Below are 20,815 nucleotides of genomic sequence, written 5' to 3' on the forward strand. Positions count from 1 at the left end.
AGGTCTTGATGCCCCTGCCCAAAATGCCGGCCAAACCCGCAACGATCCTGTCTCCGACGGATTACCCGAAACTGGAAAAAGGAAAGCCCGCCAAACCTCTGACCCTGGTAGAAACCCCCGCCGTAGAAACTGCACCGCCTCTCGAGGCGCCCAGCGCCCGCAGCAAACTCCCCTCTTCCGAAGCCAAATCCCGCGGCAGCCGTCAGCAGAAAACCGTCGTGGATTCGCGCATCAAGTCGGCTGCCAGCCGCGTGGGCGACAAGCTCGGCGTGACCAAGCTGTTCGTGCTCGATACCAACGTGCTGATGCATGACCCGACTTCGCTGTTCCGCTTCGAGGAGCACGATGTCTTCCTGCCGATGATGACGCTGGAAGAACTCGACAACCACAAGAAGGGAATGTCGGAAGTGGCCCGCAATGCGCGCCAGGTATCGCGCTATCTGGACGAGCTCGTCAGCGGCACCGGCGAGCAGGAAATCGAGCACGGCATTCCGCTTTCCAAACTGGGAAACAAGGATGCCAAGGGATGCCTGTTCTTCCAGACCAAGCTGCAGGGCGGCACACTGCCCGAAGGCCTTCCCATGGGCAAAGGCGACAACCAGATCCTCGCCGTGGTGCGCGCTCTCGAAACCGAGTACCCCAACCGCCCTATCGTGCTGGTGTCGAAGGACATCAACATGCGCATCAAGGCGCGGGCGATGGGCTTGCCGGCCGAGGAATACTTCAATGATCACGTGCTGGAAGATACCGACCTGCTGTATTCCGGCGTCATGCAATTGCCTGATGATTTCTGGAACAAGCATGGCAAGGGCATGGAATCCTGGCAGGAGAACAAGAACGGCGTCAATGCGATGTTTTACCGCATCACCGGCCCCCTGGTGCCGTCGATGCTGGTAAACCAGTTCGTGTACCTGGAGCCGAAGAACGGTGAAGCGTCCTTCTATGGCCAGGTCAGGCAAATCAACGGCAAGACTGCGGTGATCCAGACGCTGCGCGACTACAGCCACAACAAGAACAATGTCTGGGGCATCACGGCACGCAACCGCGAGCAGAATTACGCCCTCAATATCCTGATGAACCCGGAGTGCGACTTCGTCACGCTGCTGGGCCAGGCGGGTACCGGCAAGACCTTGCTGGCGCTGGCAGCAGGTCTGGCGCAGGTACTGGAAACCAAGCTCTACAATGAAATCATCGTCACCCGCGTCACCGTGCCGGTGGGCGAGGATATCGGTTTCCTGCCGGGCACCGAGGAGGAAAAAATGTCGCCGTGGATGGGCGCCTTCGACGATAACCTCGAAGTGCTCAACAAGTCGGATTCCGATGCCGGCGAATGGGGCCGCGCCGCCACGCAAGACCTGATCCGTTCACGCATCAAGATCAAGTCGATGAGCTTCATGCGCGGCCGCACCTTCGTCAATAAATATCTCATCATCGACGAAGCGCAGAATCTTACGCCCAAGCAGATGAAGACATTGGTGACGCGCGCCGGTCCCGGCACAAAGATCGTTTGCCTGGGCAATATCGCGCAGATCGATACGCCCTACCTCACCGAGGGCTCGAGCGGCCTGACCTACGTGGTCGACCGCTTCAAGGGTTGGCCCCATGGTGGCCACATCACCCTGGCGCGCGGCGAACGCTCGCGCCTAGCGGACTACGCCAGCGACGTGTTGTAAGTCTTGATGCCGGCTGCGCAAGCCGGCAGACGGAGGGAAGCAAAAAGCCTGCTTCATCAAGCAGGCTTTTTTCATGACAAGGAATGTAAACGAGCATGCGGCAAGTCTACTCTCTATATACTGCTTCCTTCTCAATTTTCGCGCTAACCGAAAGGCCATGATCTCATGGATAGCCCTGCTGTATCTGCACTTGCATTCCTAGCCGATGGTGGAGATACCGGCGCCTTGATGCGCAACCATGACTGGTCGACATCGCCTCTCGGCTCACCCGCGTCATGGCCACAATCCTTGCGCTCCATCGTCGGGTTGATACTGAACTCGAAATTTCCCATGTTCGTCGCCTGGGGCTCGGAACTTGGTTTTCTGTATAACGACGCCTACGCGGAAATCCTGGAAGCCAAACATCCCGCAGCGATTGGCCGACGCTTTCAGGATATCTGGGCTGAAATCTGGGATGACATCCATCCCATCATTGCTCAGGCCATGCAAGGCATTTCGACCTACCATCGAAATCTGCCGTTGACCATGAACCGCAACGGGTACGAAGAACAAACCTGGTTCACCTTTTCCTATTCTCCGGTGCGCGAGGAGAGCGGCAAGGTGGCTGGCATGTTTTGCGCCGTTACCGAAACCACGGACCAGATGCTGGCAGAACGCCACCGCGCCGAGGAGCACGAGCGCCTGCGTAACCTGTTCCAGCAGGCGCCCGGTTTTATCGCGGTACTGCGCGGCCCTCTCCACATTTTTGATATCGCCAATGACGCCTATCTCCGCCTCGTCGGACATCGTGACATCCTTGGCAAACCCGTCCGCGAAGCGCTGCCGGAATTGGAGGGCCAACACTTTTTCGAACACCTGGACCAGGTTTATGCCACCGGCGAACCGTTTTTCGGAAAAGAGCTGCCCGCCATGCTGCAGCGCCAGGCAAATGGCCCGCTGGAACAGCGCTTCGTCAGCTTCATTTATCAGCCCACGGTCGACCATCGGGGCATTATTTCCGGCATTTTTGTCGAAGGAAGCGATGTCACGGAAGGCGTACAGGCGCATCGTGCGCTGAAGGAAAGCGAGCAGCGGTTGCGGCAACTCGCCAATACCATTCCACAGCTGGCCTGGATGGCCGATCCTGACGGCAGGGTGCACTGGTACAACGACAGGTGTTACGAATACACCGGACTGCGGCCGGAGGAATTGCGAGGATGGGGCTGGCAGCGGGCCCATCACCCGGACGCCGTGCCGAGCGTGAGCGAGAAATGGAAGAGATCCATCGAAAGCGGCCAGCCGTTCGAGATGTCGTTTCCTCTGCGCGCCGCCAACGGCGAATACCACTCGTTCTTTACCCGCGCCGCGCCGTTGCGTGATGCGGCGGGCAATATTGTCCAGTGGTTCGGCACAAGCACCGACATTACCCCGCTCGAGTTGGCGAAAAATGAACTGAAAGAAGCCAATCGACGCAAGGACGAATTCCTCGCGATGCTGGCGCACGAATTGCGCAATCCCCTGGCCCCCATCTCGACTGCAGCCGAACTTCTCAAGTTGAGCGCGTCCGATGAGGGCCGGGTTCGCAAGACCAGCGATATCATTACCCGGCAAGTCAAGCACATGACCGGCCTGGTCGATGATTTGCTCGACGTTTCCAGGGTGACGCGCGGACTCGTCACCCTGCATGACGAAACGCTCAGCATCAATGGCTTGCTGACGGAAGCCATCGAACAGGTGCATGGCATCATGGAAACGAAACGCCACCATTTCAGTGTCGATTTCCCCGAGGAGCCGGTATTCGTCCGGGGCGACCGTACACGCCTGATCCAGGTCTTCGCCAATATTCTTAACAACGCGGCCAAATACACACCGGCCGAGGGACGCATCACGCTGTACCTCGGCGCCGATGCTGAACACGTTGAAGTTGCGGTAATCGACAACGGCGCAGGGATCGCGCCAACCCTGCTGCCCTACATATTCGAACTGTTTACGCAGGCGGAGAGGTCGGCAGACCGGGCGCAAGGCGGACTGGGCTTGGGCCTAGCGCTGGCCAAAAGCCTGGTGGAACTCCAGGGCGGCACGGTATCGGCGCAAAGCCGCGGATTGGGAAATGGAAGCACGTTTACCGTTCGCTTGCCGCGCGTGAGCCGCCCCGACTCGGACACTGCCCAGCAGAATGTGCGGAGCGGATTGCCGCATCAATCCGGCAAGGCCAAAGTTCTGATCGTCGACGACAACAGGGATGCCGCCGAAATGCTGTCGCTATTGCTCGAATCCCTGGGACACGAAGTGGAAATAGCTTACCGTCCGCACGATGCCTTGTCTGCCGCCCAACGTAGCGCGCCTTCCGCCCTGTTCCTTGACATCGGCTTGCCGGACATGGATGGCTATGAATTGGCGCGGCGGATACGCGCGCTTCCGGAAACGTCAAAGTCACTGATTGTTGCGGTGACCGGGTATGGTCAGCCCAAAGACAGAGAACGCGCGATGCGAGCGGGATTTGACTACCACCTGGTCAAGCCCGCCGCGCTGAACGACGTCCTCGACGTGCTCACGAAGCTCAAGCCTCAATAGTAAGCGCGACAAAATACCCGCTAATAGCCCTGCCAACCAACAAAAAAACCCCTGATTCGATGCCATGGCATACAAAATCAGGGGTTATCGGTTGGGCCGCCAGGAATTACAGGATCAAGGTACCGATCCACCAGGCGATCGCTGCCATGAAAGCCGATGCCGGGATAGTAAAGATCCAGGCCCAGACGATATTACCGGCCACGCCCCAGCGCACCGCCGACATCTTCCTGGCCGAGCCAACCCCGACGATGGCGCCGGTAATGGTATGCGTGGTGGAAACCGGTACGCCCAGCGCTGTTGCCACGAACAGCGTGATGGCGCCGCCGGTCTCGGCGCAGAAGCCGCCAACGGGTTTGAGCTTGGTGATCTTCTGGCCCATGGTCTTGACGATGCGCCAGCCGCCGAACAGCGTGCCCAGGCCGATGGCCATGTAGCAGCAGATGATCACCCACAGCGGCAACGGATCCTTCGCGGTCGTCACGCCGGCGGCGATCAGCAGCATCCAGATGATGCCCATGGTCTTTTGCGCATCATTGCCGCCGTGACCCAGACTATACATCGATGCGGAAATAAGCTGCAGGCGGCGGAACCACTTGTCCACCTTGCCGGGCGTGCTGCGCACAAATAGCCACGACACCAGCACCATCATCATGGTGCCGAAGATGAAGCCCAGCAGCGGCGACAATACGATGAAGCTGATGGTCTTGATGAGGCCCGAGGCAACCAGCGAGCCGGTGCCGGCCTTGGCTACCGCCGCGCCGACCAGGCCGCCGATCAGGGCATGCGAAGACGAGGATGGAATGCCGTAATACCAGGTGATGGCATTCCAGGCAATGGCGCCGACCAGCGCACCGAATACCACGTAATGGTCCACCACGTTCGGATCGATGGTGCCTTTTCCGACCGTCGTCGCTACCTTGAGGTGGAAGATGAAAATCGCGACGAAGTTGAAAAATGCCGCCATCATGACTGCCGTCTGCGGTCGCAGCACGCCGGTGGAAACGACCGTGGCGATGGCATTGGCAGCGTCATGGAAGCCGTTCATGAAATCGAACAGCAACGCCAGCAGGATCAAGAAACCCAGGACGTAAATACTGATTTGTAATGTCTGCATGGATTCCGACCGCTTATGCGTTTTCGACGATAATGGCCTGCAGAATATTGGCAACATCCTCGCAACGGTCCGTCACCGTTTCCAGGATTTCATAGATTGCCTTGTACTTGATGAGGTTGCGCACGTCCGGCTCTTCGCGGAACAGCTTGGACATGGCGGCACGCATGACGTGATCGGCATCGGCCTCGAGACGGTCGATCTCGGTGCAGATTTCCAGGATGCGGCGCGAGTTATCCATATTGTGCAGCAAGCTCACCGCTTCCTTGACCTTCTGGGCGGACGCAAGACACAGTTCCGCCAGGCGCTTGGCTTCCGGCGTGGTATTGGTGATGTCGTACAACGACACGGTTTGCGCACCGTCCTCTAGCAGGTCGAGAATATCATCCATGCGCGTGATCAACTGGTGAATATCTTCACGATCCAGCGGCGTGATGAACGTCTTGTGCAGCATATCGATCGTGGTATGCGTCACCTTGTCAGCCTGCTTTTCGATGCTTTCGATCGCATGCACGCGATTTTCCAGGTCATCGAAATTGGTCATCATGGCGACCATTTCCGCAGCGCCCTTGACGCACAATTCGGCGTGCTCATTGAAATAATCGAAGAATTTGCCTTCCGTGGGCATCAATCGTCCGAACATGGTTTGCTCTCTTCCGAAGTTGTAGTCTTGTCAATAGTGATGGTTATTCGCTGTCCATGAAGGCTGAGCCGGCGCCGGCATAATTCACGAACTTGGTGTACTGGCCGAGGAAGGTCAACCGCACCGTGCCGATCGGACCATTACGCTGTTTGCCGATGATGATCTCGGCCGCATCCTGGTCGGGCGTGTCGGGGTTGTACACCTTGTCTCGGTAAACGAACAAAATGACGTCGGCATCTTGTTCGATAGCACCGGATTCGCGCAAGTCGGACATCACCGGTCGCTTGTTGGGACGCTGTTCCAGCGAACGGTTCAACTGGGACAGTGCAATCACCGGGCAATTCAGTTCCTTGGCCAATCCTTTGAGGCTTCGCGAAATTTCCGAGATTTCGGTGGCGCGGTTTTCACCGGCAGAATTACCGGACATCAGCTGCAGGTAGTCGATGATGATCAAGCCCAGACGGCCGCATTGCCTGGAAAGACGGCGCGCACGGGCACGCAGCTCGATGGGGTTCAATGCCGGTGTTTCATCGATGAAGATCTGGGCATCGTTCAGCTTCTGGATGGCATGCGTCAGGCGCGGCCAATCCTCGTCGATCAGGCGGCCGGTGCGCAGGCGGTGCTGGTCGAGCTTGCCGATCGAGCCCAGCATACGCATGGCCAGCTGGGTGCCGCCCATTTCCATCGAAAAGATCGCCACTGGCAAACCGCTCTCGATGGCGACGTTTTCGCCGATGTTGACAGAAAACGCAGTCTTACCCATCGATGGGCGACCGGCAACAATAATCAGATCGCCCGGCTGCAGGCCGGATGTCATCTTGTCGAGATCGATCAGGCCGGTCGGCACGCCGGTGACATCGCTGGTGTTGTCGCGGTTATATAACTCGTCGATGCGCTCGACCACCTGGGTCAGCAGCGGCTGGATTTCCAGCCAGCCCTGGGCGCCTCGCGCGCCCTCTTCGGCGATGGCGAAGATCTTGGATTCGGCTTCGTCAAGCATTTGCTTGACTTCCTTGCCCTGCGGATTGAAAGCCTGGGTAGAGATTTCGTCGGAAACCGTAATCAATTTACGCAGCACGCCACGGTCGCGCACGATTTCCGCATAGCGGCGGATATTCGCTGCCGACGGTGTGTTTTGCGCCAGAGCATTCAGATAAGTGAGCCCGCCGACTTCCTCGGCCTTGCCGGTTGTGCCCAGCGCTTCGAAAACAGTAATGACGTCCGCCGGCTTGCCCGCACTGATCAGCTTGATAATGTGCTGAAAGATGACACGATGATCATAGCGATAGAAATCTTCCGGCGTGACGGTGTCGGCAATGCGGTCATAAGCCGCATTATCAAGAAGCAAACCGCCTAGAACAGATTGTTCCGCTTCGATGGAGTGAGGCGGGATGCGAAGGGATTCAAGTTGTGGATCGGCGCGATTGTTCATGCCGCGAATTATACCCGCTCGCCTTGCGCGCCCACAGCGACAAATTGCCCAATTTCACTTCCACACAACTTTCATTACCAGACTGATAACAGAGTATTGAATTTAGAACATCAGACACTTCACTGCCTTGACAATTACTGCCTAGGCAGCTAAATTGAAGCCATTCAGTTTTTTATGCCTCATCGTGACCAGTTTTCCTTACAGCCTGAAAAACTACTCGCTTGAAGAGAGCATCGGTTATCTGTTGCGCCGCACCGGCAGTCAATTGACGCAAACGCTGGACCGCGCCCTCGGCGAGTACGACATGACCGCGGCGCAGCTCGGCATCCTCCTTAAACTGGTGCATGGACATGCCAGCACGGCCGCCGACCTGGCGCGCGAGATGATGTGCGATTCCGGCGCCATTACCCGGATCCTCGATCGTCTTGAAGCCAAGGAGTTCATCCAGCGCGTGCGCAGCAATGAAGACCGGCGCGTCATCCTGGTGGAGCTGACCGACAAGGGCAAGCAATTGTCGGAGCAAATGACCCAGGTGACGATCGATGCGCTGAACCACCATCTGCGCGGATTCAGCGCACAGGAAGTGGCGCAGTTAAAAGACTTCCTGCGTCGCATGATTGCCAATTCCTGATTACTTTTAAATATGAACCGAATGAAAACAGCCTCGCTGTTCCAGCTATCCAGCCTGCGCCTGCCCTTGTGCGCAGCAATGACCGCCTTGCTGGGCGCTTGCGCCAGCTATCAGGGCATCGCGCCGGGCGCCAAGGCTATCGAGCAAGTCAATCTGCCGGCGATACAAGCCGCTCAACAGACGCAGGACGCCTGGCCCCATGAAGACTGGTGGCGCGCATTTGGCGACGCGCAGCTGGACCGCCTGATGAACCAGGCGCTGACCAACAGCCCGTCGCTGGCGTTGGCGCAATCGCGCATCGCCCGCGCCCAGGCGGCAAGCTCGCTGGCCAATGCAGGCAGCGGCCCGCAGGCCACGCTGAATACCGACGCCAGCTATGGCCGCCAGTCGGAAAATTACGTCATGCCCAAGCCGCCGCTAGGCAAGGGCGGCGAATATGTCAGCACGGGACGCGCGGCCATCGATTTCGGCCTCGATCTCGATTTATGGGGACGCAATGCCGCCCTGATCCGCGCCGCCAATGCTCAGCTGGATGCCAGCCGCTACGATCACGATGCCGCCCGGCTGGCATTGACCACCTCGATTGCCCGCAGCTATGCGCAGCTTGCCGCGCAATATGAATTACAGGATGTATTGCTGGCCACGCAAAAGCAGCGTCAATCGATCCGTACCCTGACGGATCAGCGCATCAAGAGCGGCCTGGATACCCGCGTGGAACAAAAGCAGGCCGAATCGAGCGAAGCGTCGATCCGCGCCGACCTGGCGCAATTGAATACGTCGATGGAGGCTACGCGCCTGCAACTTGCGGCACTGAGCGGACAGATGCCGACGGCCGCCAGGGAGATCGGCCGCCCCGCCCTGTCGGCGCCTGCCTATGCCGTGCCGCAGAATCTGCCGCTGGATCTGCTGGCGCGTCGTCCCGAACTGGCGGCGCAACGCGCCCGCATCCTGGCGGCACTGGGTGACGCCGATGCCGCCAAGGCGCAGTTTTATCCGAACATTAATCTGACCGCTTTTCTCGGCTTCCAGGCAATCGGCCTGAACAACCTGCTGAGCGCCGGCAGCATGGTATCCGGCATCGGCCCGGCAATTCATCTGCCCCTGTTCGACAGCGGCCACCTGCGGGCGAACTATGCCGGCAAGGTTGCCGATATCGATGGCGCCATTGCGCAATACAACCAGTCAGTACTGACGGCGGCACAGGATGTGGCGGAACAATTGACCCGCATCGCCGCGCTCTCGACGGAAGAAGAGGCAACACAAGCTGCACTGGCCGCATCCGAGGAAGCCTATCGCGTTGCCATGCTGCGCTATCGCGGCGGCTTGTCGCCCTATCTGACGGCGCTGACAGTCGAAACGCAATTGCTGGCGCAGCGTCGTGCCGCAGCGGACTTGCGCGCGCGCCGCCTGGATTTGCAGGTCGCGCTGGTGCGCGCGCTCGGCGGCGGCTTCCATGACAATGCCGCGCCGCTGGCTACCAACAAACATTAATTAGCCGATTCCATCTATACGACATACCCGGAGAAACCATGAGTGATACGCCCAATATGCCAGCCCAGGCGGGCGCCCCTGCCGCTGCAGGCAACGGTTCGCCAAAACGCAAGAAAATCCTGCTGACGATCGCTGCGATCTTCATCCTGGCCGGCATCGGCTGGGGCTTGTACTGGTTCATGTACAGCCGCTTTTATGAAGAAACCGAAAACGCCTACGTGCAAGGCAACGTGGTGCAGGTCACCTCGCAAGTCGCCGGCACGGTCACCAGGATCATGGCCGACGATACCGATATCGTCAAAGGCGGTCAGCAACTGATCAGCCTGGACACCGCCGATGCCGAAGTCGCCATCACCCAGGCCGAAGCCCAGCTGGCGCAGACCGTGCGTGAAGTGCGCACGCTGTATGCATCGCAAGCCCAGTCCCAGGCCAACCTCCGCTTGCGCGAATCCGAGCTGGCGCGCGTCGAAGACGACCTGAAGCGCCGCAAGGACCTGGCTGGTTCCGGTGCGGTATCCGCCGAAGAAATCCGCCATGCCGAACTGGCCGTGAAAACCGCGCAAGCCGCCGTCGCTGCTGCCCGCGAACAGCTGGCTTCGGGCCGCGCGCTGACCGAAGGCACTACGCCTGCCGAGCATCCGAACGTGCAGCGTGCCGCTGCAAGACTGCAGGAAGTCATGCTGGCCAAGGCGCGTTCCACCCTGTATGCGCCGGTTGGCGGCGAGATTGCCAAGCGCAATGCCCAGGTCGGCCAGCGCATCACCCCGGGCACGCCGCTCATGGCCATCGTGCCGCTCGATCAGCTGTGGGTCGATGCCAACCTCAAGGAAGCACAATTGCGCCACGTCCGCATCGGCCAGCCGGTCAAACTGGTAGCCGACCTGTACGGCAGCAAGGTCGAATACGACGGCAAGGTTGCCGGCCTGGCAGCCGGCACCGGCTCGGCTTTTGCCCTGCTGCCGGCACAGAATGCCACCGGCAACTGGATCAAGGTCGTGCAGCGTGTGCCGGTGCGCATCACGCTCGATCCGAAACAGTTGCAGGAACATCCGCTGCGCGTCGGTTTGTCGATGACTGTCGAAATCGATGTGCATGACCAGAGCGGCGAAATCATCGGCAGCAAGAGCAGCCATCGCACCGCGACCTCCGAAGATGGCGTGCTGAAGGCCGCGCCGGCGTTCCTGAATTCGATCGATGCGCTGGCCAAGTCGCGCTCTGCCGCCATCATCGCCGCCAACCTGAAATAAGCCTGTCATGCAAAAACCCGCTTCCGCAGCACCTGTCGCCTTGGCTCCTCTGCAGGGGCCGGCGCTGCTGCTGTTGACCATCGCGACGGCGATATCGACTTTCATGGAAATCCTCGATATCACCATCGCCAATGTGTCGATTCCCACCATTGCCGGTTCGCTGGGCGTCTCGACCACGCAAGGGACCTGGATCATCAGCGCCTATTCGGTGGCGGCGGCGATTGCAGTTCCATTGACCGGATGGCTGGCGCGCCGCGTCGGCGAGGTCAAGCTGTTTACCATGTCGGTCCTGGCTTTCACGGCAATGTCAGCACTGGCGGCTTTCTCGACCAACCTGCCGATGCTGGTCTTCTTCCGCCTGTTGCAGGGCCTGGTCTCGGGGCCGATGGTGCCGCTATCGCAAACCCTGCTGGTGCGTAATTTCCCGCCGGAGAAGCGCGGCGCGGCGCTTGGCCTGTGGGCGATGACCATCATCCTGGCGCCGATCTGCGGACCGCTGCTGGGCGGTTACATCAGCGACAATTATCACTGGTCATGGATTTTCCTCATCAATATCCCGATCGGCCTGTTCGGCAGCATCACGGTCTGGACGCTGATGAAGAAACGCGACTCTGCCATCACTAGGCAACCGCTCGACTTCATCGGTCTCATCCTGCTGATTGTCGGCGTCGGCAGCCTGCAATTGATGCTGGAGATCGGTCGCGAATACGACTGGTTTGCTTCGAGTTTCATCACGACGCTGGCTATCGTGGCTGCCGTGGCGCTGACCTTCTTCATCGCCTGGGCATGGACATCGACACATCCGATCGTCGACTTGCACCTGCTTAGGGATGTCAACTTCCGCTATGGCGTGATCCTGCTGTCCGTCGGCTTCATGACCTATTTCGGTACCGTGGTTGTCTTTCCGCTGTGGCTGCAATCGGTGATGGGCTATACCTCCGCGCAGGCCGGCATGGCAATGGCTCCACTCGGCTTCTTTACGCTGATTCTGTCTCCTATTATTGGCCGCAATATCGCCAAGCTGAACTTGCGCGTCCTGGCGACTTGCGCCTTTATCATCCTGGGCGGCGTATCGTTCTGGAACAGCTTCATGTCGCTCGACGCGGATTTCTGGACCATCGTGTCGCCGCGCCTGGTGCAAGGCATCGGCATGGCCTGCTTCTTCATGCCGGTGCAGTCGCTGATGCTGTCGAATATCACGCCGGACAACATGGCAGCGGCTTCAGGCCTGTCGAACTTCCTGCGTACGCTTGGCGCGGCAATGGGCACCGCCATCAGCGTCACCATGTGGGATCACTTCGCCGTCGATAACCATGCGCGCCTGGTGGAGAACATATCGATATATTCCCCGACCAGCAACAGCTATCTGAACACCTTGCAAGCCGCCGGGCTCACGCTGGAACAGGCATATGCCGCAGTCGAGCGCACCATCACCGCGCAAAGCTACATGATGGCGACCAATGAGTTCTTCGGTTATTGCGCGCTGGCGTTCTTCGCGCTGACGGGATTGGTCTGGCTGACCAAGCCGAAAAAATTGACGGCGCCCTTATCGGGAGGGCATTGAGCGGCGCCGCCGAAAAAGCCGCCCCGACCCTGGGGCGGCCCAAAGGAAGGCTACGTTCAATTTTCCAGGAATTTCCTCAACACCGCGTCCGCCTGTTCGATGATGAGCAAGCCGTCGAAGTGACCGCCCTCTCCCTCCAGCACGGCGTATTCGACGTTTTTTCCTCGTGCACGCAGCACATCGACGGCCTTCTGGGCATATTGCGGCAGCATGAGCAGGTCGGAAGCCGCAGGCATCATCAACACGCGCGCCTGAATGCGGTCAACGGCATCGAGTAGCTTGCCCTCATGACCAAGCGAAAACAATTGGCATGCCTTGGCGGTATATAACAATGAATTGGCATCCAGTGTTGCGACCCTGTCGGTGGTGACTTTATCCAGCACGGCTTCAATCGCATACCTTGCCGAAAGATCCTGCAGCAAATCCCCGCCCTCTTCAGATTTGCGGCCAAACGCGGCATTGGCCCACCCCGGATGGCGGCCGTTCAGCGTGATTGTCTTGAGTGCCATCGCCAGTCCTTTGATGGGACCTTGCGCGCCCTGATAGTCGCCATTGTTCCACGCCGCGTCGAGCAGGATTGGCGCTGTCCACACGTTAAGCATGCCGACCAGGTAAGGATCGGCCTCCAATCCGGCAGGAATCACCGCCACGACCCGTTCGACCATCTCGGGATAAGCCGTGGCCCATTCGATGGCTTGCATCGAGCCCATCGAAGGTCCGGCCATCGCGTGCAGTTTGCGAATGCCGAGCGCATCGACCAGCGCCTTTTGCACGTTGACGAAATCGCGGATTGTCACGACCGGGAAATCCAGGCCATACTGTTTTCCAGTGTCCGGGTTAATGCTGGCCGGACCCGTCGTCACCATGTTCGGATCGCCGGTATTGACGTTGGCGAGCGTGTCGGCGCTGACCACGAAATAACGATCGGTGTCGATCGCCTTGCCCGGACCGATGATGGCATCCCAGTAACCCGGCTCTTCATCGGTGTGCGCATACCGGCCTGCCGCGTGCGACGTGCCGGAAAAATAGTGCGCGATAAAGATGGCATTGTCGCCACGCGCATTGAGCTTGCCATAAGTTTCATAGCCGATACGCACATCGCGGATAGTCTTGCCACCGAGGGTTGTGTACGAAGGCATCGTGAAAACCTTCTTTTCCACCACGCCGACCTCTCCTTTGGCGCGCGTTGTTTCGAACACTCGATCCATTCCACCCATCTTCTTCCCTTTTTCAATAAATGGCCGGCACAGGCCGGCCGATCAGATTATTTTTTCACCAGCGGGCATTCGCTCTTGTCGAGCGGCATAAATGCCTGGTCTGCGGGAATCACGCGGCGAATGTGATAGTAATCCCACGGATACTTCGATTCGTTCGGCGCCTTCACCTGCATCAGGTACATGTCATGCACCATGCGGCCGTCGGCGCGCAACTTGCCATTCCTGGCGAAGAAATCCTTCACCGGCAATTCGCGCATCTTGGCCATCACTGCCTGCGCCTCGTCAGTGCCTGCCGCCTGAATCGCCTTGAAGTAATGCATCATCGATGAATACACGCCTGCATGGACCATGGTCGGCATCTTCTTGTGACGCTCGAAGAACCGCTTAGACCAGGCGCGCGTTTCATTGTCCATGTCCCAGTAAAAGCCTTCGGTCAGGTACAGTCCCTGGGCGCTTTCCAGCCCGAGGCCGTGCACGTCGGTGATGAACATCAAAAGCGAAGCCAGCTTCTGCTTCTTGTTGATGCCGAACTCGCGTGCCTGCTTGATGGCATTGGTCAGGTCGGCACCGGCATTGGCCAGGCCAATCGCCTTGGCGCCGGAACTCTGCGCCGAAATCAGGAAGGAAGAAAAATCCGATGCCGAAAGCGGATGGCGCACCGAACCCAGCACCTTGCCGCCATTGGCCTTCACCACGTTCGCGGTTTCCGTTTCGAGCGAGTGGCCGAACGCATAGTCGGCAGTGACGAAGTACCAGCTATCGTTGCCATCCTTGACCATCGCGTTGCCAGTGCCGTTGGCCAGCGCATAAGTGTCGTACGCCCAATGGATGCCGGTCGGCGAGCAGTTCTTGTTGGTCAGCGCGGTGCTGCCGGCGCCGGAGTTGATGGTGATGCGGTTCTTGTCCCGGGCCACCTGTTGCACCGCCAGGCCGACGGAGGAAGTCACCAGGTCGGTGATCATATCCACCTTGTCGTTGTCAAACCATTCGCGCGCCTTGGAAGCGGCGATGTCCGGCTTGTTCAGGTGATCGATGGATACCAGTTCGACCGGCTTGCCCAGCAGCTTGCCGCCGATATCCTCGATCGCCATCTTCGCCGCCACCACGCTGCCCTGACCGGCCAGGGCGGAATACACACCCGACATATCAGTCATCACGCCGACCTTGACGACGCCATCGGAAATCGCGTCCGCTGCCTGTGCATTCTGTATGGCCAGCGAACCCAGCGCTGCACACATGAACGATGCCAATTTCTTGAGTTTCATATCTTGTCTCCTGGTTTTTAATGGATGTTGCGGGTGTTATTCTTTGTTCAGATTCCTGGCTTGTTCACGCAGCAAATACTTCTGCACCTTGCCGGTGGAAGTCTTGGGAAGCGCGCCGAAAACCACGGTCTTGGGCGCCTTGAAGTGCGCGAGATGGTCGCGGCAGAAGCTGATCAATTCCGCTTCGCTGACTTCGACGCCGGCGCGCAGGGTGATGAAGGCGCATGGCGTCTCGCCCCATTTTTCATCGGGACGCGCCACGACCGCTGCCTCCAGCACGGCAGGATGGCGATACAGCACATCCTCCACTTCGATGGTCGAGATATTTTCACCGCCGGAAATCACGATATCCTTGGAGCGGTCCTTGATCTGCAAGTAGCCATTGGGATGCAGTACGCCAAGATCGCCGGTATGGAACCAGCCGCCCGCGAAAGATTCGGCCGTGGCATCGGGGTTCTTCAGGTATCCCTTCATGACAGCATTGCCCCGCATGAAAACTTCACCGATAGTCTGGCCATCCATCGGACAAGGTTCCAGCGTTTCAGGATTTGCCACCATCAAGTCTTCCTGGATGTGGTAGCACACGCCCTGCTGTGCCTTGATGCGCGCACGCTCGGCGATGGGCAACGCATCCCAGTCGCGATTCCAGGCGCAACTCACCGTCGGGCCATAGACTTCGGTCAGGCCATACACCTGCGTGACATTCATGCCCATCGATTCCAGGCCTTCGATCACCGCGGCCGGTGGCGCCGCCCCGCCAGTCGTGCACTGGATCACGCGGTCCGTCACCCGCACCTTGACGTCTTCCGGCGCGTTGATCATGGCGTTCAGGACGATCGGCGCGCCGGAGAAATGCGTGACGCCATGATTGCGGATCGCGGCGAAGATTGCCTTCGCCTCGACCTTGCGCAGGCAGACATGGGTGCCAGCGATCGCAGCGATCGTCCACGGGAAGCACCAGCCGTTGCAATGGAACATCGGCAGCGTCCACAGGTACACCGGATGCGCCTGCATGTTCCAGGCCAGCACATTACCCATCGCATTCAGGTAGGCGCCACGATGGTGATACACCACGCCCTTCGGATTGCCGGTGGTGCCGGAGGTATAGCTCAGGGTAATCGCCTGCCATTCGTCGGCAGGCAGTGTCCACGCAAATTCCGGATCGCCCTTGGCCAGGAAAGCTTCGTAGTCGATTTCGCCCAACAATTCGCCACCCTGGTATTCGGGATCATCGATATCGATCACGACTGGCTTATGCTCCAGCAGCGCCAGCGCCTTGGCGATCACCGGAGAAAATTCGCGATCGGTAATCAATACCCGGGCTTCGCCATGACGCAGCATGAATGCCAGCGTGTCGGCATCCAGGCGCACATTCAAGGTGTTCAATACCGCGCCGATCATCGGCACTCCGAAATGCGCTTCCATCATGGCCGTGATGTTGGGCGCCATGATCGCCACCGTATCGCCATGACCGATGCCGAGCTGGCTCAATGCCGAAGCCAGCCGGCGGCACCTGGCATAGGTTTCCTTCCAGGTGAAACGGCGCGCGCCATCGATGACCGATGGATAGTCCGGATAGACTTGCGCGCTGCGGCGCAAAAAGGATAGCGGCGACAGCGCCACGTGATTGGCAGGGTTACGCTCCAACCCCAGCTCGTACGGATTGACATCTTCCCGCTGCATTTTCGTCTCCTGGTTATTGTTGTCACACCTGGTCAGGTGAGCATGCAAACGAGGATACAAAACGAGGGGCCGGGAAAATATCGGAAGTGTCTAAAGATCTTGTAGGAAGTGAGACGCGGAGTTTGAAAGAATTTTCCTACACGGAAAAGCAGGCTTGCTGGATCCGGCATGGCAGAACAGCTTCTCGCCTTGCCACCAAACCTGCATCGTGAAGTAACTGAATATGTGTTCGAGCGAGTCGATGGCAGAGCTGTCCAATCGGCGGCTCCGCCGATAAACTCAATCAATTAACCCATGCTGAATAGCATAGTGAATCAGCTCGGCGTTATTCTCCATATTCATCTTCTCCATCACCCGAGTGCGATAGGTACTGACAGTCTTGACCGAGATCGCCATCGCGTCGGCGATCTCGGTCAGCGATTTACCCTGGATGAGCTGCTCGAAGATTTGATACTCGCGTGCGGACAACGCATGGTGTTTCGGGACGTCTCGCTCGCCATCGAGCTCGAACAATAATTTTTCCAGCAGCGCCGGCGTAGCATAGCGTCCACCCTTGACCACTTTACGGATCGCCGCGATCAACTCTTCGGATTCGCTATCCTTGGTCAGATAACCCGCTGCGCCTGCCTTGAGCGCGCGCACCGCATATTGCTCTTCCGGATACATCGACAGAATCAGGATGGGCAGCTTCGGCTTTTCCTGTTTCATTTGCCGCACGATATCCAAGCCGCTCTTGTTGGGCATGTTTATATCCAGCAGGACGACATCCCAGTCTTCGCGCCGCAATTTAGCCAAGGCATCGAAGCCGTCAAAAGCCTCGCCGGCGACCTCGATATCCGAACTTTCCTCGATCAGCCGCTTGACGCCGGCGCGAAAAATCTTGTGGTCGTCTGCAACCAGAACCTTGATCATTTCCCCTCCACTTTTACCGCAAGCGGGTAGCGCAGCAATACGCGCGCCCCCTGCCCGGGCTCGCTGGCAATATCCAGTGTGGCGCCGAACTGCCGCGCACGCTCGGCCATGCCGATCAAACCGTAAGACTTGCTGTCACCTGCCGCCTTCATGTCGAACCCCTGACCGTTGTCCTGCACCGACAAAAGCAGCGTGCCATCGACATGGCCAGCCGCGATCTCGACGCGCGTAGCCTGGGCATGCCTGGCGATATTGGTGAGCGACTCCTGAAAAATACGGAAGATGGCAGTGGCCGCCGCATCCTCGATCTCGACCGGCAGCGACTGCAGCGCTAATTTGCACTCGATTCCCATGCGCGCACGGAAGCGTTCGGCTTCCCACTCAATTGCATCGAACAGGCCGAGGTTATCGAGCACGCCGGGGCGCAATTCTGCCGAGATCTTGCGCACCGTATCGATGGCGTCGCGCACCAGTTCCATCATGGTCTCGGCACGCGCCGCGAGCCGTGTCTCGGTGGTGTTCTTCTTCAGCCAGCCGATATCCATCTTCAGCGCCGTCAGCGTCCCGCCCAGCACGTCATGCAACTCGCGCGCGATCTTGCTGCGCTGCTCTTCGCGCACCGTCAGCAAGTGCTGCGACAGTTCGCGCAGGCGTTCCTGCGAACGGGCGATTTCCTGCTCGCGCAATCTGGCTTCGGTAACATCGATGCCGACACCGATCACCGCCGGCCGTCCGCGGTACTGAAAGCGCGTGCCCTGCACCTCGACATCGACCAGCCTGCCATCCTTGTGCAAGCCCTTGAAGTGATAAAAGATGCTGGAGATTTTTCCGGAAATGCGGCGATCCAGATTGGCCTCGACGGTGCCACGATCCTCCGGCGCGATGAAGTCGGCCACCAGGCGCGGCGCCATTTCTTCCTGCGTGCGGCCGAACATCTCGGCCCAGCGCGGATTCACGTACTGGAACATGCGGTCCTGGATAATGTACAAGCCGACCAGCGATTGCTCCACCAGGCCGCGAAAGGGAATCTCCGGTGCTGCTCCCTCATCCGGATCGTCATATACGCCGACCTGACCGATGATATTGTTGGCGATGTCGCGCAGCGGCGATGTCGACAGGCTCAGACGCAATTCCTGACCTGCCTTCGTGATGCGTTCAATTTCAATGTCGCGTAGAGAATTGCCGGCCACAACGCGCTTGTGGAGTTCGCGGCTGCTTTCTTCGCCGGCCGCCGGAACATGCGGCAGCGGTTTGCCGATGACCTCCTCTTCACGCCAGCCGAAAATGCGCTCGGCGGCATGGTTCCACAGCTTGACGCGGCGTTCGAGATCCAGCGCGACGAATGCCACCGGCGCATCCCGCACAAGGGATTTCAGCATGTCGTTTTCCTCGCGCAAGCGGTGCAACTCGGCTTGCATTTCGGCGGTTGATTGCGGAATGGGAGGCGACATGAATGATTTGGCGAACGGCAATGCAGTGAAGATAACCAAAAGCTGCTGCGCCGTCCATGCCGCCGTTGCAGCGGGCATAAAAAAAGCCGGGCGAACCCGGCTTCTTGCTCAGTGCGGTAAAGCGTAATTAAGCAGCTTCGCCCACAACGGAGATGGTGACGTCGACGACGACGTCGGTGTGCAGTGCCACTGCCACGGCGTGCTCGCCAGTGGTCTTCAGCGGACCTTGCGGCATGCGGATTTGTGCCTTTTCGACCGGGAAGCCTTGCTTGGTCAGGGCTTCAGCGATGTCGTGGTTGGTCACGGAACCGAACAGGCGGCCATCGACGCCGGCTTTCTGGCCGATTTGAACGGTTTGACCGCTCAGCTTCTCGCCTTGAGCCTGGGAGGCAGCCAGCTTTTCAGCTGCGGCTTTTTCCAGTTCGGCGCGCTTGGCTTCGAATTCGGCTACAGCGGTTTCGGTAGCACGACGGGCTTTGCGTTGCGGGATCAGGAAGTTACGGGCGTAACCATCCTTGACCTTGACGACATCGCCGAGGTTGCCCAGGTTGACGACTTTTTCCAACAGAATGACTTGCATGTTTTTCTCCTAGTTCTCGGTCGTCAATTACGCGTTGTGCAGATCGGTGTACGGCAGCAAGGCGAGGTAACGGGCGCGCTTGATGGCGGTGTCAACCTGGCGCTGATAGTGCGCCTTGGTGCCGGTCAGGCGAGCCGGCATGATCTTGCCGTTTTCCTGGACGAAGTCCTTCAGGGTGTCCACATCCTTGTAGTCCACTTGCTCAACGCCGGCGGCGGTGAAGCGGCAGAACTTCTTGCGCTTGAACAGCGGGTTTTGCTGTTTGCGCTTTTCCTTCATCTTGTTCTTGTCAAATTTTTTACCGAATGCCATGTTTGGCTCCTAAATCTGTATTTGTCATATCGCGGCCTGAGATCAACTCTGCGCCGCAGTAATTTCAGTGATATGAAACACGAGGCTTTTGCTATTGCGGTTCTTGCGTGCCAGGAAACCGTGGAACTGAAATATTTCGCCCAGTTCAAGCTGATTGAATCTTCCGGAAATTTCACCAGCGGCTAGCGCGGCAACTTCGAATTCAACCAACCTCTCCACACCCGCTTCCACTACCTTCGATGCATGCTGCAATTTGCCGCTTGCGATCGGGATGCCTGCCGGTGTGTAGCGCATGACGTCGCGCTCGGCAATGCTGGCTTGCAGTGATAACCGGTTCACGCCCCTTGCTTCGTTAATTACGCTGCCGGCGCTTCGCTGCGATGGCTCTTGGCGGCGTCTTCCTTCTGCACGGCCTTCATCATCGGCGACGGCGCGGTTTCAGCCTTCTTCATCTTGACGGTCAGGTGGCGCAACACGGCGTCGTTGAACTTGAAGCCGGTTTCGATTTCAGCCAGGGTTTCGGCGTCGCACTCGATGTTCAGGCAGACGTAGTGAGCCTTGGCCAGCTTGTCGATCATGTAAGCCAGTTGACGGCGACCCCAGTCTTCCACGCGATGGACTTTGCCGCTGCGGGTGGTAACGGTGCCCTTGAGGCGCTCGATCATTGCGGGCACTTGCTCGCTTTGATCAGGATGTACGATAAATACGATTTCATAATGACGCATGTAATCTCCTTGTGGACGGATTAACAAATTGCCCACCCCGGCGTCAGACGAGTGTGGGAAGGGAAAACCCAAGATTGTGCCCTGATTTTCAGGAAAACTCAAGACATTCAATTGCTTACCAGCTTCTTGCCTGGCAGACTTTCAATAATAGCGCTTGCATTCGCCTCGATGCTGTATAAAAATACAGGCTGTTCATGCGCACAGCGTACGATATCCATGAGTCATGCTTTTGGCGCCATCCAGCAAGCAGAAGCGCCAAAGCATGTAGTCGGATAACCGAGCGCCTGTGCATCCGATTTCGCCCAATTGACGCCATCTTCAAATC

General features: G+C 58.5%; 18 protein-coding genes. 6 read left to right on the plus strand and 12 right to left on the minus strand.

Features of this window, described 5'->3' with window-relative positions; genetic code table 11:
* Positions 1-8 precede the first annotated feature (8 nt).
* Together EDC30_RS13205 and EDC30_RS13210 are read left to right on the plus strand one after the other, a co-directional pair.
* On the plus strand, positions 9-1,673 hold the full coding sequence (locus EDC30_RS13205) for a PhoH family protein (protein ID WP_132259312.1): 1,665 nt from the start codon (positions 9-11) through the stop codon (positions 1,671-1,673).
* 165 nt (positions 1,674-1,838) lie between these two features.
* Complete coding sequence (locus EDC30_RS13210) at positions 1,839-4,226, plus strand: hybrid sensor histidine kinase/response regulator (protein WP_132259313.1); 2,388 nt, start codon at positions 1,839-1,841, stop codon at positions 4,224-4,226.
* Between the two features lie 106 nt (positions 4,227-4,332).
* On the opposite strand, the gene EDC30_RS13215 is transcribed toward EDC30_RS13210, so the two are convergent.
* Genes EDC30_RS13215 through EDC30_RS13225 form a run of 3 tightly spaced genes read right to left on the minus strand, consistent with a single transcriptional unit; the run spans position 4,333 to position 7,412 of the window.
* Entirely contained in the window at positions 4,333-5,340 is a 1,008-nt protein-coding gene (locus tag EDC30_RS13215; protein ID WP_132259314.1) for an inorganic phosphate transporter, read from the minus strand.
* Between the two features lie 13 nt (positions 5,341-5,353).
* Positions 5,354-5,980 (minus strand): DUF47 domain-containing protein, encoded by a 627-nt coding sequence (locus tag EDC30_RS13220; protein ID WP_132259315.1) that lies wholly within the window; start codon positions 5,978-5,980, stop codon positions 5,354-5,356.
* A gap of 43 nt (positions 5,981-6,023) precedes the next feature.
* A complete protein-coding gene (locus EDC30_RS13225) occupies positions 6,024-7,412 on the minus strand; it encodes a replicative DNA helicase (RefSeq protein ID WP_132259316.1) in 1,389 nt (462 codons plus the stop codon).
* A gap of 184 nt (positions 7,413-7,596) precedes the next feature.
* Here EDC30_RS13225 and EDC30_RS13230 point away from each other — a divergent pair, with 184 nt between their 5' ends.
* From EDC30_RS13230 to EDC30_RS13245, 4 genes are read left to right on the plus strand one after another with little or no spacing between them, the layout of a single operon-like run.
* Positions 7,597-8,043: a MarR family winged helix-turn-helix transcriptional regulator gene (locus EDC30_RS13230; protein WP_132259317.1), complete on the plus strand. Its 447-nt coding sequence runs from the start codon at positions 7,597-7,599 to the stop codon at positions 8,041-8,043.
* A gap of 21 nt (positions 8,044-8,064) precedes the next feature.
* On the plus strand, positions 8,065-9,534 hold the full coding sequence (locus EDC30_RS13235; RefSeq protein ID WP_165973821.1) for an efflux transporter outer membrane subunit: 1,470 nt from the start codon (positions 8,065-8,067) through the stop codon (positions 9,532-9,534).
* A 38-nt stretch (positions 9,535-9,572) separates the two neighbouring features.
* Positions 9,573-10,781, plus strand: coding sequence for an HlyD/EmrA/EmrK family protein (locus EDC30_RS13240; protein WP_132259319.1), 1,209 nt, complete (start codon positions 9,573-9,575; stop codon positions 10,779-10,781).
* 7 nt (positions 10,782-10,788) lie between these two features.
* Positions 10,789-12,345, plus strand: coding sequence for a DHA2 family efflux MFS transporter permease subunit (locus EDC30_RS13245; RefSeq protein WP_132259320.1), 1,557 nt, complete (start codon positions 10,789-10,791; stop codon positions 12,343-12,345).
* A gap of 56 nt (positions 12,346-12,401) precedes the next feature.
* Here the strand turns inward: EDC30_RS13245 and EDC30_RS13250 are convergent, their stop codons facing one another.
* The 9 genes from EDC30_RS13250 to rpsF all read right to left on the minus strand — a co-directional run bounded on the left by EDC30_RS13250 (position 12,402) and on the right by rpsF (position 20,490).
* Positions 12,402-13,553: an E22 family MetX-like putative esterase gene (locus tag EDC30_RS13250; protein WP_165973822.1), complete on the minus strand. Its 1,152-nt coding sequence runs from the start codon at positions 13,551-13,553 to the stop codon at positions 12,402-12,404.
* Between the two features lie 56 nt (positions 13,554-13,609).
* Complete coding sequence (locus EDC30_RS13255; protein ID WP_132259322.1) at positions 13,610-14,827, minus strand: beta-hydroxybutyrate-binding protein; 1,218 nt, start codon at positions 14,825-14,827, stop codon at positions 13,610-13,612.
* A 36-nt stretch (positions 14,828-14,863) separates the two neighbouring features.
* On the minus strand, positions 14,864-16,510 hold the full coding sequence (locus EDC30_RS13260) for an acyl-CoA synthetase (RefSeq protein WP_132259323.1): 1,647 nt from the start codon (positions 16,508-16,510) through the stop codon (positions 14,864-14,866).
* Positions 16,511-16,789: 279 nt separating this feature from the next.
* A complete protein-coding gene (locus EDC30_RS13265) occupies positions 16,790-17,422 on the minus strand; it encodes a response regulator (protein ID WP_132259324.1) in 633 nt (210 codons plus the stop codon).
* On the minus strand, positions 17,419-18,951 hold the full coding sequence (locus tag EDC30_RS13270; protein ID WP_132259325.1) for a PAS domain-containing sensor histidine kinase: 1,533 nt from the start codon (positions 18,949-18,951) through the stop codon (positions 17,419-17,421). Before EDC30_RS13270 ends, EDC30_RS13265 begins: the two co-directional genes overlap by 4 nt.
* Before the next feature lie 49 nt (positions 18,952-19,000).
* Positions 19,001-19,453: a 50S ribosomal protein L9 gene (gene rplI, locus EDC30_RS13275; RefSeq protein WP_132259326.1), complete on the minus strand. Its 453-nt coding sequence runs from the start codon at positions 19,451-19,453 to the stop codon at positions 19,001-19,003.
* 27 nt (positions 19,454-19,480) lie between these two features.
* Positions 19,481-19,765 (minus strand): 30S ribosomal protein S18, encoded by a 285-nt coding sequence (gene rpsR, locus EDC30_RS13280; RefSeq protein WP_132259327.1) that lies wholly within the window; start codon positions 19,763-19,765, stop codon positions 19,481-19,483.
* A 42-nt stretch (positions 19,766-19,807) separates the two neighbouring features.
* Positions 19,808-20,104: a primosomal replication protein N gene (gene priB, locus EDC30_RS13285; RefSeq protein WP_132259328.1), complete on the minus strand. Its 297-nt coding sequence runs from the start codon at positions 20,102-20,104 to the stop codon at positions 19,808-19,810.
* A gap of 17 nt (positions 20,105-20,121) precedes the next feature.
* On the minus strand, positions 20,122-20,490 hold the full coding sequence (rpsF, locus tag EDC30_RS13290; protein ID WP_132259329.1) for a 30S ribosomal protein S6: 369 nt from the start codon (positions 20,488-20,490) through the stop codon (positions 20,122-20,124).
* Positions 20,491-20,815 lie beyond the last annotated feature (325 nt).

The organism is Paucimonas lemoignei, assembly GCF_004342585.1.
Taxonomy (GTDB): domain Bacteria; phylum Pseudomonadota; class Gammaproteobacteria; order Burkholderiales; family Burkholderiaceae_D; genus Paucimonas; species Paucimonas lemoignei.